The 13,010-nt window shown below is 66.6% G+C and carries 12 protein-coding genes; 7 read left to right on the top strand and 5 right to left on the bottom strand.

All coding sequences use genetic code 11. The features are described 5' to 3' along the window. Position 1 precedes the first annotated feature (1 nt). Positions 2 to 1,507 carry an ABC transporter substrate-binding protein gene (locus tag Q8S38_RS18605; RefSeq protein WP_305681838.1) on the bottom strand — a complete coding sequence of 502 codons (1,506 nt, stop codon included), beginning with the start codon at positions 1,505 to 1,507 and terminating at the stop codon, positions 2 to 4. A 275-nt stretch (positions 1,508 to 1,782) separates the two neighbouring features. Here Q8S38_RS18605 and otnK point away from each other — a divergent pair, with 275 nt between their 5' ends. The 3 genes from otnK to Q8S38_RS18590 all read left to right on the top strand — a co-directional run bounded on the left by otnK (position 1,783) and on the right by Q8S38_RS18590 (position 6,038). Beyond that, positions 1,783 to 3,048: a 3-oxo-tetronate kinase gene (otnK, locus tag Q8S38_RS18600; protein ID WP_305681837.1), complete on the top strand. Its 1,266-nt coding sequence runs from the start codon at positions 1,783 to 1,785 to the stop codon at positions 3,046 to 3,048. Positions 3,049 to 3,122: 74 nt separating this feature from the next. Then, on the top strand, positions 3,123 to 4,451 hold the full coding sequence (locus tag Q8S38_RS18595; protein WP_305681836.1) for a malonyl-CoA decarboxylase: 1,329 nt from the start codon (positions 3,123 to 3,125) through the stop codon (positions 4,449 to 4,451). 75 nt (positions 4,452 to 4,526) lie between these two features. Further along, positions 4,527 to 6,038 carry a malonate--CoA ligase gene (locus tag Q8S38_RS18590; protein ID WP_371125920.1) on the top strand — a complete coding sequence of 504 codons (1,512 nt, stop codon included), beginning with the start codon at positions 4,527 to 4,529 and terminating at the stop codon, positions 6,036 to 6,038. 7 nt (positions 6,039 to 6,045) lie between these two features. Here Q8S38_RS18590 and Q8S38_RS18585 read toward each other — a convergent pair whose 3' ends face one another. Genes Q8S38_RS18585 through Q8S38_RS18575 form a run of 3 tightly spaced genes read right to left on the bottom strand, consistent with a single transcriptional unit; the run spans position 6,046 to position 7,393 of the window. After that, entirely contained in the window at positions 6,046 to 6,321 is a 276-nt protein-coding gene (locus tag Q8S38_RS18585) for a BrnA antitoxin family protein (protein ID WP_305681834.1), read from the bottom strand. Further along, positions 6,287 to 6,559 (bottom strand): BrnT family toxin, encoded by a 273-nt coding sequence (locus Q8S38_RS18580; RefSeq protein WP_305681833.1) that lies wholly within the window; start codon positions 6,557 to 6,559, stop codon positions 6,287 to 6,289. Before Q8S38_RS18580 ends, Q8S38_RS18585 begins: the two co-directional genes overlap by 35 nt. A gap of 18 nt (positions 6,560 to 6,577) precedes the next feature. Beyond that, on the bottom strand, positions 6,578 to 7,393 hold the full coding sequence (locus Q8S38_RS18575; RefSeq protein WP_305681832.1) for a creatininase family protein: 816 nt from the start codon (positions 7,391 to 7,393) through the stop codon (positions 6,578 to 6,580). Between the two features lie 201 nt (positions 7,394 to 7,594). Here Q8S38_RS18575 and Q8S38_RS18570 point away from each other — a divergent pair, with 201 nt between their 5' ends. The 4 genes from Q8S38_RS18570 to Q8S38_RS18555 all read left to right on the top strand — a co-directional run bounded on the left by Q8S38_RS18570 (position 7,595) and on the right by Q8S38_RS18555 (position 11,818). Then, on the top strand, positions 7,595 to 8,617 hold the full coding sequence (locus tag Q8S38_RS18570; protein WP_305681831.1) for an ABC transporter substrate-binding protein: 1,023 nt from the start codon (positions 7,595 to 7,597) through the stop codon (positions 8,615 to 8,617). A gap of 111 nt (positions 8,618 to 8,728) precedes the next feature. Continuing rightward, a complete protein-coding gene (locus tag Q8S38_RS18565; RefSeq protein WP_305681830.1) occupies positions 8,729 to 9,544 on the top strand; it encodes an ABC transporter ATP-binding protein in 816 nt (271 codons plus the stop codon). Further along, entirely contained in the window at positions 9,541 to 10,425 is an 885-nt protein-coding gene (locus tag Q8S38_RS18560; RefSeq protein WP_305681829.1) for an ABC transporter permease, read from the top strand. Before Q8S38_RS18565 ends, Q8S38_RS18560 begins: the two co-directional genes overlap by 4 nt. Before the next feature lies 1 nt (position 10,426). Further along, entirely contained in the window at positions 10,427 to 11,818 is a 1,392-nt protein-coding gene (locus Q8S38_RS18555) for an FAD-binding oxidoreductase (protein WP_305681828.1), read from the top strand. Here Q8S38_RS18555 and Q8S38_RS18550 read toward each other — a convergent pair. Beyond that, the gene (locus Q8S38_RS18550) at positions 11,806 to 12,720 is read right to left on the bottom strand and encodes a hypothetical protein (protein ID WP_305681827.1); all 915 of its coding nucleotides are present in this window, start codon (positions 12,718 to 12,720) and stop codon (positions 11,806 to 11,808) included. The genes Q8S38_RS18555 and Q8S38_RS18550 overlap by 13 nt on opposite strands. Positions 12,721 to 13,010 lie beyond the last annotated feature (290 nt).

The raw sequence follows: 13,010 nt of genomic DNA, 5'->3' as shown, positions 1-13,010 counted from the left end.
CTCAAGACCGCTTGATCCCCGCCAGCCGGATCATGCCGTCGGGGCTGATGACGAAGCCGCTCAGATTGGCGCGCATCGCGAAGAAGACCGTCTGGTTGTAAAGATAGACGATCGGCAGCTCGTCCTGCAGGAAGACCTGCGCGGCGTCGTAGCGCTTCTTGCGCTCGGCGACGTCGTAGACCGTGCGCGCCTCGTCGAGCAGGCGGTCGACCTCGGCATTGGAATAGCGCCCGTCGTTCTGGTTGCCCTTGCTGGTGACGAACTGGTGCAGGTTGCCGTCCGGATCGATGCGGCCGGACCAGCCGATGCGGCTCATCTGGAACTTGCCCTGCTGCTGGTCGCGCAGCTGGCTGGCGAACTCCGTCGAGCGGATCTGGATGTCGATGCCGGCTTCCGCCGCCATCGCCTGGATGACCTGGCCGAGCTGGGCGTCGACCGGGTTGTTGGTGACGAACAGCTCGACCGAAACCTTGGTCAGGCCGGCCTCCTTGAGCAGCGCCTTGGCCTTGGCGACATCGCGCGCCGGCACCGGGAACTGGGCGCTGACATACGGATTGCCGGGGTTGAAGGGCTGGATCATGGGCTCATAGAGCCCCTCGAACACGACCTGGCTCAGCACCTTGCGGTCGATCGAGAGCGAGAGCGCCTGCCGCACGCGCTTGTCCATGCCCATCGGCTGCTTGGCGGCGTCGCCGTTGCCGGTGTTGATGGTGATGCCCTGGTAGCCGAGATTGGCCACGCTGGCGACCTTGAGCGCCTTGTCGCCCTGGGCCGATTTCACGTCGGTGGGCGCCAGCCGCTCCAGCATGTCGAGTTCGCCCGAGCGCAGATTGGCCAGCCGCACGGTGGTGTCGGGGATCGCGCGGTAGAGCACGCGGTCGAAATGGTAGTTCTGCGCTTCCCAATGCTCCTTGAAGCGTTCCAGCACGATGCGGTCGTTCTGCACGCGCTCGACGAACTTGTAGGGGCCCGAGCAGACCGGCTTGGCGCCGACATCGCCCGCCAGGCTCTTGGGTGCCAGCATCATGCCGGCACGATCCGTGAGCTGGGCCAGCAGCGTCGCGTCGGGGCGCTTCAGCTTGAGCGAAATCGTGGTGGGGTCGACGACGGTGATGCTGTCGACCGAGGCCAGTTCGGATTTGCGCAGCGAGTCGGGCAGGGTGCGGGCGCGCTCGAGATTGGCCTTGGCGGCCTCGGCGTCGAAAGCCTCGCCGTCATGGAATTTTGCGTCGCTGCGCAGCTTCATCGTCAAGGTCAGACCGTCGGCCGAGAAGGACCACTCGGTTGCCAGTCGGGGCACGATCTTCAGATCGGGGGTGATGTCGAGGAGCTTGTCGCACAGCCCCTTGAAGACGATGCGACCGACGAAGGTGCGCGCCTTGTGCGGGTCGAGCACGTCCGGGTCCTCCTGGAGGCCGATGCGCAAGGTGGACGGGGCCTGCGAGAGCGCGGGCAGCGCGGTCAGCGTCAGGAAGGTGGCCGAGGCCAGGACGGTGAGCAGCTTCATCGGTTCTCCCCTTTTTTGATGGCGGTCGCGATCATGCAAGATCGTCCCGCTTGGTACCAGCCTGATGCAAAATCGCAGCGGCGTCGATGATGGATTGCGACAGGAGCCCGAGGCTCCTGCATGCCGTTACGGAGCCCAGATGCATGCAATTTGACGGCCAGCCGTCCTCTCAGCGACAGCGGGCCGCAGCCACAAAGCCGTGATCGCCATGTGGGCGGCGGCCGGCTACAAGGCGAGCATAAGCGCCGGCGCACGGCGCGCAAAGGAGGGCGCAGATGCTATTGGGTGTGATCGCCGACGACATGACGGGCGCGACCGATGTGGCGCTGATGCTGAACCGCAGCGGCATGCGCACGGTTCAGACGATCGGCGCCCCCCGGGCGGGGCAGGCATTGCCGGAAGCCGACGCCGTCGTGGTCGCGCTGAAATCACGCACCACCCCCGTCGCCGAGGCGGTCGCGGATTCGCTGGCCGCCTGCGAGGCTTTGCTGGCGGCCGGTGCGCGGCAGATCCTGTTCAAATACTGCTCGACCTTCGATTCGACCGCAGCCGGCAATATCGGCCCGGTCGCGGATGCGCTGGCGCAGCGTCTCGGCGCGCAGGTCGCGATCGTCTGCCCGGCCTTTCCGGCCAATGGCCGCTCGATCTACCAGGGCTATCTCTTCGTCGGCGCCGTGCCGCTGCATGAAAGCTCGATGAAGGACCACCCGCTGACGCCGATGCGGGATTCCAGTCTCGTGCGCCTGATGGGGGCTCAGACGAAGGCCTCGGTCGGCCTGGTCGACTACGCAACCGTTTTGGCCGGTGCGAATGCGGTCAAGGCGCGCTTCGACAAGCTGACGGGGGAGGGGGCGGTCTATGTCGTCACCGATGCCCTGACCAATGCCGATCTGATGGTGCTGGGCGAGGCTGTCGCCGATCACGTTCTGCTGACGGGTGGCTCCGGCATCGCCATGGGGCTGCCGCAGAACTTCCGCAAGACGGGCCTCCTGCCGGCCCGCGAGACCGCCGTCAGTCTGAAGGCGCCGGAGGGGCGCGCCGGCATCATATCCGGCAGCTGTTCGACCGCGACGCGCGCTCAGATCGCGACCGCGATCGAGGCCGGCTACCCGTCGCTCAAGGTCGATCCGATGGAACTGGTGTCGGGCCGGCAGGATGCCGGCGGGCTCGCGGCCTGGGCGCTGGAGCAGTCCCCGGAGAAGCCTTTCCTGCTCTATTCGAGCGACGATCCCAAGGAAGTCGCCGCCATCCAGGAGAAATTGGGTCGCGAAAAGGCCGGCGAGACGGTCGAAAGCGCCTTTGCGCGGACGGCTGCGCTGCTCGCGAAAGGCGGCGTCTCGCGGCTGCTCGTCGCGGGCGGCGAAACCTCCGGCGCGGTCGTTCAGGGGCTGGGAATCGGCATGCTCGAGATCGGTCCCGAGATTGACCCCGGCGTGCCCTGGACCCGCGTCGCCGAAGGTCCGGAGATGGTGATTGCCTTGAAATCGGGCAATTTCGGCGCTCCCGACTTCTTCCTGAAGGCCTGGGGCCTGCTGCGCTGAGGCGCCGCCGGCAGGCCGGGCTTGCGCGCGACGCCCCGCAAGGCATGATGCAGGTTCAGGAGGACCGGACGGACATGGCGTTTCTCGGCGAATTGCTGACCAATGTAGCCGATCGCGGCCGGGCGCTGATCGGCTTCGAACGCTTCATCGGCCAGCGCAACCGGCCGATCGACCGGCTCTGCGAGGATCTGCTCTCGGGCCGGGGCGAGGCCTCGGGCATGGCGCTGGCGCAGGGCGTGCTGGAAGCCTGGGAACGCCTCGACAAGCCGGGCCGGCGCGCCTTCTTTGCCATGCTGCAGGAGCGGTTCGGGCCGGACCACGAGCGGCTCGACCGGGCGATCGAGGCCTATCGCAGCGAGCCGGGTGCGGCCACGATCTCGGCGCTTCATCTGGCCTCGGAGCCCCGCCGGCAGGAACTGATGCGCCGCCTCAACCTCGCCCCCGACGGCACCCATGTGCTGGTGCGGATGCGCGAGGCTCTCTTCGAGGCGATGGAGAGCGACCGCGATCTGCTGGCCGTCGATGCCGATTTCCGCCACCTCTTCGGGTCCTGGTTCAACCGGGGGTTCCTCGTCCTGCGTCGCATCGACTGGCGTTCCCCGGCCAATGTGCTGGAGAAGATCATCCGCTACGAGGCGGTCCACGAGATCCAGGGCTGGGACGATCTGCGTCGCCGGCTGGAGCCGGGCGACAGGCGCTGCTTTGCCTTCTTCCACCCGCAACTCGTCGACGAACCGCTGATCTTCGTCGAGGTGGCGCTGACCCGCGCGATTCCCAGCAGCATCGGCGAACTGCTCAGCGGCGAGCGCGAGGTGCTGCCGGCCGCCGAGGCGACGACGGCGGTGTTCTATTCGATCTCAAACTGCCAGGAGGGCCTGCGCGGCATCTCCTTCGGCAACTTCCTGATCAAGCAGGTCGCCGAGGACCTGAAGCGCGAGCTGCCGGGACTCGAGACCTTCGTCACGCTGTCGCCGGTGCCGGGCTTCGCGCGCTGGCTTGAGGGCCTCGTCGCCGAGCCGGGCGACCTCGCCCTGACCAACGAGGAGCGCTCGGAGCTCGCCCGCCCGGCCGGAGAGACGATCTCGCTCGACGAGCCGACCCGGCTGCGCCGCGACAAGCTGCTCGGCCAGATGATGGCGCATTACATGCTGCGGGCGCGCACCGCTTCGGGGCGGGTCATCGACCCCGTCGCCCGTTTCCATCTCGGCAACGGGGCACGGCTGGAGCGCGTCAATGTGGGCGGCAATCTCTCCGCGCGCGGCCTGCGCGAGTCGCACGGGGTCATGGTCAATTACCGCTACGATCTCGACGACATCGAGACCAATCACGAGGCCTTCGCCACCCGCAACACGGTGGTCGCCTCTTCGGGCGTGCGCAAGCTGCTGCGGCCGGCCGCAGCCTGATACCCGCTCCCCGATAAACGCCTGAAAGGACCCGAAATCATGGGCAACCACCTGTTCGACCTCGTCCGCGCGCGCATGCCTGCGCCGGACGCCCCCTTCGCGTTGCTCGATGACGGCCGGCACTATGCCTATGCCGACATGGTCGATGTCTCCAGCCGCTTCGCCAATGCGCTGGTCTCGCTCGGGGTGCAGCCGGGGGACCGGGTTGCCGTCCAGGTCGAGAAGTCGATCGAGGCGCTGATGCTCTATCTCGGAGCCGTGCGCGCGGGCGCGATCTTCCTGCCGCTCAACACGGCCTATACCCCCGCCGAGATCGAGTACTTCCTCGGCGACGCGCAGCCCGCCGTCTTTGTCTGCGATCCAGCGAAGGCGCAGGCCCTGAAGCCCTATGCGGACAAGGCCGGGGCGAAGCTCGAGACACTCGGCGTCTGGCGCTCGCCGGAGGCCTCCGCCGGCTCGCTCTCCGACAAGGCGCTCGCCGCCTCGACCGCGTTCGCCGACATCGCGCGCGGGCCCGACGACCTCGCCGCGATCCTCTACACGTCGGGCACGACCGGCCGCTCCAAGGGCGCGATGCTCAGCCATGACAACCTCGCCTCGAATGCCTTGGCGCTGGTCGACTACTGGCGCTTCACCAGGAACGACGTGCTGCTGCACGCGCTGCCGATCTTCCACACGCACGGCCTCTTCGTCGCGACCAACTGCGTGCTGTTTTCCGGCGCCTCGATGATCCTGCTGCCGAAATTCGATCCCGATCAGGTCTTCAAGTACCTGCCCCAGGCGACCTGCCTGATGGGCGTGCCGACCTTCTATGTGCGGCTGCTGCAGGATGCCCGCCTGACGACGGAGGCGACGAAGCATATGCGCCTCTTCGTCTCCGGCTCGGCGCCGCTGCTGGCCGAGACCCATCGCGAATGGCGCGAGCGCACCGGCCACGCCATCCTCGAGCGCTACGGCATGACCGAGACCAACATGAATACCTCCAACCCCTATGAGGGGGACCGGGTGGCGGGCACGGTCGGCTATCCGCTGCCGGGCGTGTCGGCCCGCGTCGTCGATCCCGAGACGGGCAAGGGATTGGCCGCCGACGAGATCGGCATGATCGAGGTCAAGGGCCCCAACGTCTTCAAGGGCTACTGGCGCAATCCGGAGAAGACCGCCGCCGAGTTCAAGCCGGACGGCTTCTTCATCACCGGCGATCTCGGCAAGATCGACGCGGCCGGCTATGTCCACATCGTCGGACGCGGCAAGGACCTCATCATCACCGGCGGCTACAACGTCTATCCCAAGGAGGTCGAGACCGAGATCGACGAGATGCCAGGCGTGATCGAGAGCGCGGTCATCGGCTGCCCGCATCGCGATTTCGGCGAGGGCGTCACCGCCGTCGTGGTGGTGAAACCGGGTGCGACCATCACCGCCGCCTCGATCGCGCAAACGCTCGAACAGCGCCTCGCCAAGTTCAAGCTGCCCAAGCAGGTCTTCATCGTCGACGACCTGCCGCGCAACACCATGGGCAAGGTCCAGAAGAACCTTCTGCGCGAGCAGTACAAGGACATCTATGTGGCGAAGGGCAAGGCGGGGGCGTAAAGACGCGTTATCCCGCTCTTCGCTGCGCGATCCAGTCCTTCAGAGCCGCGTCGATGCGGCTCTGCCAGCCGGGGCCGTCCGTCTTGAAGTGGTCGATCACCTCGGCTGACAGGCGGATGGTGGTCGAAACCTTCGGCTCCGCCAGGGGCGGGCGGCCGCGGCGAACGATCCGGTCCCCCTGAAAGACATCCGCCTCTGCGAACTTCGCCTGCCAGTCGGGCGTGGACAGATCGGGCGCATCGTCCGGATCAACCCAGTTGGGGTCCAAATGCGGCTTGTTCATCGGCATTCGCCTTTCTGAGGCTGATGATGCGGCGGCGAACCCCGCGGGCGGTCCAGACCAGGACGACCATTCGACCGTTCATAAACCCGACCGTGATCACCCGCCGCTCGCCATAATCGAAGCGATTATCGACATGGGAGACATGGCGACCGGCGAACACCTCGCCCGAAGCGGCGAAATCCAGCCCCCGCTTGGCGAGGGTCAATTCCCGCTTGGCGTCATCATACTCGATGTCCATTTCTTGTAACAACAATAATCATGCGAAGCTACTCGCCTGACGCTGATACAACCGCTCCAGCGGAAACCGCGCTACATCGGCCAGCAGCTCGACGAACCCCTTCGCCTGGAAGGCGGCCGTCGCCTTGCCCTTCTCGGCCGTGGCGAGCGAGGCATCGCCCGCGGCGCCGGAAGGATGAACGTCCTGTGCCATCCAGGCCATCGCGTGCAGGCCAGTCGGCCGCAGCCAGCTATAGCCCTCGGCCACCATCTCGACCGTCAGGGGATTGAAGGCCGTAGCCTGGCTCATATCGACGAGATCGGGCCGGAAATGCAGCATCAGCGAGGTCTCGATGTCGCCGGCATGGATGCCGTGGTTGGCATCGAGTTCGGCGAAGAGCACCGGCGGCAGGCCGAAGGCGCGCCAGGCGGTCGTCACCGCGAGCATGCCGTGGCGCACGCGCAACTCGCGCGCCACCACCTTCATCGGGTCGATATTGCCGCCATGCGAGGTCAGGATCACCAGCTTTTGGATGCCCGCACGCCGGACGCTTTCGCCGATCTCGATCCAGCTCTGCGTCGCGCTCTCCCAGGAGAGCGTCAGTGTACCCGGCGAATGCAGGTGTTCGTTCGACTTGCAGATCGCCAGCGTCGGCAGCACGAGCACATCGAGCCCGGCCGGCACCAGCGGCATCGCCTCCGCGAGCATGGCGTTCATGATCGTGGTGTCGACCGACACCGGCAGATGCGGCCCATGCTGCTCGATCGCCGCCAGCGGCAGGACCGCGACCGTGCCCTCCGCGGACAGGTGGGCGAAATCGGTGGTCTTCAGATCGCCCCAGAAGCGCGCGGTCATCGTCTCTCCGTCTCCATTCGCGTGACGCTAACACTCTAGCCCGCCTGCCCGGAAAAGGCAGGCGCGATCGCCTGTGGGCAAGAGCCTCTGGCGGCTTCATGACGCAGTGTCGCGGTTCCTGCCGAAGGCCTGCCATGGCATACAAGTTGCTGGCGCGCAGCCAAGGCGTTCGGCCGAGGATTATCAGGGGAGGTCACAAGGATGACGATGACGAAGTACCGCCTGACGCGCCGTGGTGCGCTCGGCCTGATCGGTGGATCGGCGCTGGTCGCCGTGCCCGGAGCGCGGGTGAGCGCCCAGACGCTCGACAAGGTGTCCTACCAGACCAACTGGCGCGCCCAGGCCGAGCATGGCGGCTTCTACCTCGCCGCCGCCAACGGCATCTACAAGAAGTACGGTATCGACGCCGAGATCCGCCCCGGCGGCCCGCAGCAGAACCCCTCGCAGCTCCTGCTCGGCGGCCGTGTCGACATGATCATGTCGAACTCCTTCGAGGCGATCCGCTATGCCCAGGAGAACATTCCCTTCCTCTGCATCGCCTCGATCTTCCAGAAGGATCCGCAGGTCATCATCTCGCATCCGGGCGTCGGCAACGATTCGCTCGCCGCGCTGAAGGGCAAGCCGATCCTGGTCGGCGCCGCCGGCCGCACCAGCTACTGGCCCTTCCTGAAGGCGAAGTTTGGCTACACCGACGAGCAGATCCGGCCCTACACCTTCAACATGGCGCCGTTCCTGGCCGACAAGACGATCTCGCAGCAGGGCTTCCTGTCGTCCGAGCCCTTCGCCATCCAGAAGCAGGGCGGCGTCACGCCGGTGGTGCATCTCATCGCCGATGCCGGCTTCGAGAACTACAACACGACGATCAACATCTCCCGCAAGATGGTCGACGAGAAGAAGGACCTGGTCCAGCGCTTCGTCACCGCCTCGCTCGAAGGCTGGGCCGCCTATATGAAGGGGCAGGACGTCGCCGCCGCCAACGCGCAGATCCTGAAGGACAATCCCGACATGGATCAGGAGAAGATCGACTATGCGGTCAAGGTGATGAACGCCAACGGCATCGTGCTCTCGGGCGATGCGACGACGCTCGGCATCGGCGCCATGACCGATGCGCGCTGGGGCTCGTTCTACAAGACGATGACGGAGGCGGGTGTCTTCCCGGCCGGCATCGACCTGAAGAAGGCCTACAGCCTGGAGTTCATCAACAAGGGCGTCGGCAAGGCTTAATGGCACGTCATGCTCGGGCTTGACCCGAGCATCTCCTGAGAGAGATTCTCGGGTCTGCGCTTCGCTGGCCCGAGAATGACGGCTCACATCGCAGAAGCGGATCATCAGGCTTTGGACACGGCCTCTCTGAGCACTCCCCATGCCGTTCGCCCGGAGGGTCGCAAGCCCCTGGTCTGCGTGCGCCATGTCTCCAAGCAGTTCGGCAACGGCACGCTCGCCGTGCGCGACGTCAATCTGAGCCTGGGGGAGGGCGAGTTCGTCAGCCTGCTCGGTCCCTCCGGTTGCGGAAAGTCGACGCTGCTGCGGATGATCGCAGGCCTCGGCGCGCCCTCCAGCGGGACGATCGAGTGGCCGACCACGGTTCATGACGCGTCGGGCGAGCCGCAGCGCGACCTCGGCTTCGTCTTCCAGGACCCGACCCTGATGCCCTGGGCGACGGCGCTCGCCAACGTGATGATGCCGCTGACCCTGAAGGGGGTGCGCAAGAACGAGGCGCGCGAGCGGGCGGCGGCGATGCTGGCGCTGGTTGGCCTCTCCGGCTTCGAGAAGTCCTATCCCCGCGAACTCTCCGGCGGCATGAAGATGCGCGTCTCGATCGCGCGCGGGCTGGTGCTGCGGCCGAAGATCCTACTGATGGACGAGCCCTTCGCCGCGCTCGACGAAATCACCCGCCACCGCCTCAACGACGATCTGCTCGAGCTGTGGTGGAAGGAGAAGTTCACCGCGGTCTTCGTCACCCATTCGGTGTTCGAATCCGTCTATCTCTCGAAGCGCATCGTGGTGATGGCGGCGAGACCCGGCCGCGTCATGGCCGATCTCGACGTCGACGCACCCTATCCGCGCGACGACCTCTTCCGCACCTCGCCGGAATACGCCCATCTCTGCCGGGTGGTCTCGGGCAAGCTCAAGGAGGCGATCGGCTCATGAGCATGCCATCGATCGAAGCCCAGGCCCCCGCCCATGGCGGCACCGACTCCGACGCGCGCCCGGTCTTCGTCACCGAGCCGCGCCTGCTGGGCCTGCCGGCCAGCGCCTGGCCGCGCATCCTCGCGCCGATCGCGATCGGCGTGGTCTCGCTGGCGCTGTGGGAGTTCGCGGTCCGCTGGAACGGCATCCCGGCCTATATCCTGCCCGGCCCCCTCCTGATCGGCCAGACCCTCGTGTCAGACTGGGGCACGCTGTCGGGCTCGCTCTGGATCACGCTGAAGATCACCTTCCTGGCGCTCGCCGCGGCGGTCATCGTCGGCGTCACGCTGGCCGTGCTGTTCACCCAGTCGAAATGGCTGGAGATGTCGCTGCTGCCCTATGCGGTGATCCTGCAGGTGACGCCGATCGTGGCGATCGCGCCGCTGATCATCATCTGGGCCGGCGACATCAATCTCGCGCTGCTGATCTGCGCCTGGATCGTCGCCTTCTTCCCGATCCTGTCGAACACGATCCTCGGGCTGAACTCGGCCGACCACAACCTCGTCAACCTGTTCCAGCTCTATGGCGCGAGCCGCTGGCAGACGATGCGCTATCTCAAGCTGCCGGCCGCCTTGCCCTATTTCCTGGCCGGCCTGAAGATATCGGGCGGTCTTGCGCTGATCGGCGCGGTCGTCGCGGAGTTCGTCGCCGGCACCGGTGGCAGCGCCTCGGGGCTGGCCTATCGCATCCTCGAGGCCGGCTATCAGCTCAAGATCCCGCGCGTCTTTGCCGCCTTGCTGATGATCTCGCTTTCGGGCATCGCGATCTTCCTTTGCACGAGCTGGATTTCGCACATGCTGCTGCGGCGCTGGCACGAGAGCGCCCTGAAGCGGGAGAACTGAGATGAGCGCACTGCCCGAACGCCAGCCGAGGCCCGAGCGGGTCTCGCGCTACGACATCGCCGCGCTGAAGGAGGATCTCGCCGGCATCGCGCTGATCGACGAGGCGCAGGTCGTCCGCAAGCGCTCGCGCGACTTCTTCTGGTACTCGCCGATCCTGAACCAGCAGCTGGCGGACAAGTCGGCCGACATCATCGCCACGCCCCGCGACGAGGCGGAGGTCGTGCGGATCGCGGCCGCCTGCGCGCGCCGGCGGATTCCGCTGACGGTTCGCGCCGCCGGAACCGGCAATTACGGCCAGGCCGTGCCGCTCGAGGGCGGCGTCCTCCTCGACATCACCGGCCTGACCGGCATCGAATGGCAGAAGCCCGGCATCGCCCGCATCGCCGCCGGCGCCCGCATGCTGGATGTCGACATCACGCTGCGCCAGACCGGCTTCGAGCAGCGCATGCACCCCTCGACCAAGCGCAGCGCGACCGTCGGCGGTTTCGTCGCGGGCGGCTCGGGCGGGGTCGGCTCGGTGACTTATGGCGGTCTGCGCGAACCCGGCAATATCCTGGCGGCGCGCATCGTCACGGTCGAGGAAGAGCCGCGCATCATCGAATTGCGCGACGACGCGGCCCAGAAGGTCAATCGCGCCTATGGCACGACCGGCATCATCACGGCACTCGAAATGCCGCTCGCGCCGGCCTGGCCCTGGATCGACGTCATCGTCGCCTTCGACAGCTACATGGACGCCTTCGAGACGGGCTACGAGATCGCGCTCGCGGACGGCATCGTCAAGAAGCTCGTGACGCCGATCTCGTCGGTGATCACCCCCTATTTCGGCGCGCTGAAGGCTCATTGCCCGGAAGGCAAGAGCATCCTGATCTGCATGATCGCCGAGGGCTCGCTCGGCCCGTTCAAGGCCATCGTCGGCAAGCGCGGCGCGGTGACCTATGAGGCCCCTTCGGAAGAGGGCCCCGGGACGGTGCCGCTCTACGAATACACCTGGAACCACACCACGCTGCAGTGGCTGAAGAGCGACCGCTCCATCACCTATCTGCAGTGTCTCTTCCCGCATGACCGGCTGGTCGAGAGTGCGCGCGAGACGATCGCCGCCTTCGGCGACGAGCTTCTGCCGCATCACGAGTTCATCCGCTTCGGCGGCAAGGTGACGGCGAGCGCGCTGCCGATCCTGCGCTACTCGACACCGGAACGGCTCAACGCGGTCATCGCCCAGCACGAGGCGTCCGGCGTCTTCATCGCCAACCCCCATGTCGTCTCGCTGGAGGAGGGCAGCCGCCACAAGCGGGCCGATGCCGACCAGCTCGGCTTCAAGGGCGAGGTCGATCCGCAGGGCCTGCTCAACCCGGGCAAGATGGCGAGCTTCGTGCCCGTCGGTCAGGCGAAATAGGCGAGCTTGCGGGTCGTCGGCAACCCGTCGAGATCCCGCAGGCCGGCCTCGGAGCTGACGAGAGTGAGGCCTGCCAACTGTGGCTTCGTGTCCACGGCACTGAACTCAGGCGTCATGAACGCCGGCGCAGGCGCGTCTGCGGGCGCATCAATGAGGGTGTCCGCCGCGCCGGCTGCCGGTTCGCTGAAGACGACATCGTCGTCAAACGGCGTCATTGTGCCCATATGGGGCTCGCGCCCCAGAAGTCCGACAGCCGTCGAACGGCTCTTGGCGGGTGCGGGCGCGGGCGGATCGTCGTCGATCTCGACGATCTCGATCGCGCTGAAGCTGTCGAAGGCTGCGCGATCCCGCGCGCCCGCGTCCAGTGCGCCCAGGTCGCGCGGGCCGAGCTCACGCTCGCCGAAGTCGCGCTTTGGGGTCAGCGTCACCGCGAAGGTCTCGGCCTCGAGCGCGCGGTGAGAGCGGCCGCTGACGGCCCTCAGGCTGCTGTCGAGCATGGCGATCGTGTCGGCGATCTTGTCGATCTGCTGCACTGTGCCGTCAACAACGGCGCCCGCGACCGATATCTCGACGGCGCGCTGGTCCAGCAAATCGCACAACGCCTCGCTGGCGCCGGCTTCGCGGAGGCTCCAGGCGATTTCCTGCACGCTTTCGGTCGCGGCAACGATGGTGGTCGCGGCGGTTTCGATCCGCGCCGCCAGCCCCGACGCACGGGCTTCGGCCTTGCCGCTGATTCGCTCGAGGTCGATCCGCAGATCCGCGATCAGGGCGGCGGCTTCGCCGATATCGGGTTCAACCATCGGCTCCGGAAGACCATGCCCGACGACGCGCTCGATCCGATTGAGGGCGCCGAGAAGCTGCAGCGTGTCGGCCTGGCGGTTGCGCTTGGCGAATTCGGCCATGAACCAGCGCCCGCGCGCGGTTTCCATGACGGCGGCCTCGATCGCGACATAGTCGGTTTCGCTCAGCGGTGTCAGTGAACGTGCTTCGCTCATCACCGATCTGCTTTTGAAGGACCGACCATCGTGGATGCGGTCGGCCAGGAGACGCCAACGGGAGTTTTGCCCTCAAACTGCTTAACGTTTGGTTACCATGCGGAAGGTCCGGGCTGGGCCGGGCCAGCGCCGACGCTGCTCGTTTTGGCTCCGATCTTCGATAGAAACGCCCTGGCGGCTGTTGCATCCCTGCCCTT

The organism is Allobosea sp., from assembly GCF_030695125.1.
Taxonomy (GTDB): Bacteria; Pseudomonadota; Alphaproteobacteria; order Rhizobiales; family Beijerinckiaceae; genus Allobosea.
This window is presented reverse-complemented; position numbering and strand designations above follow the sequence as displayed.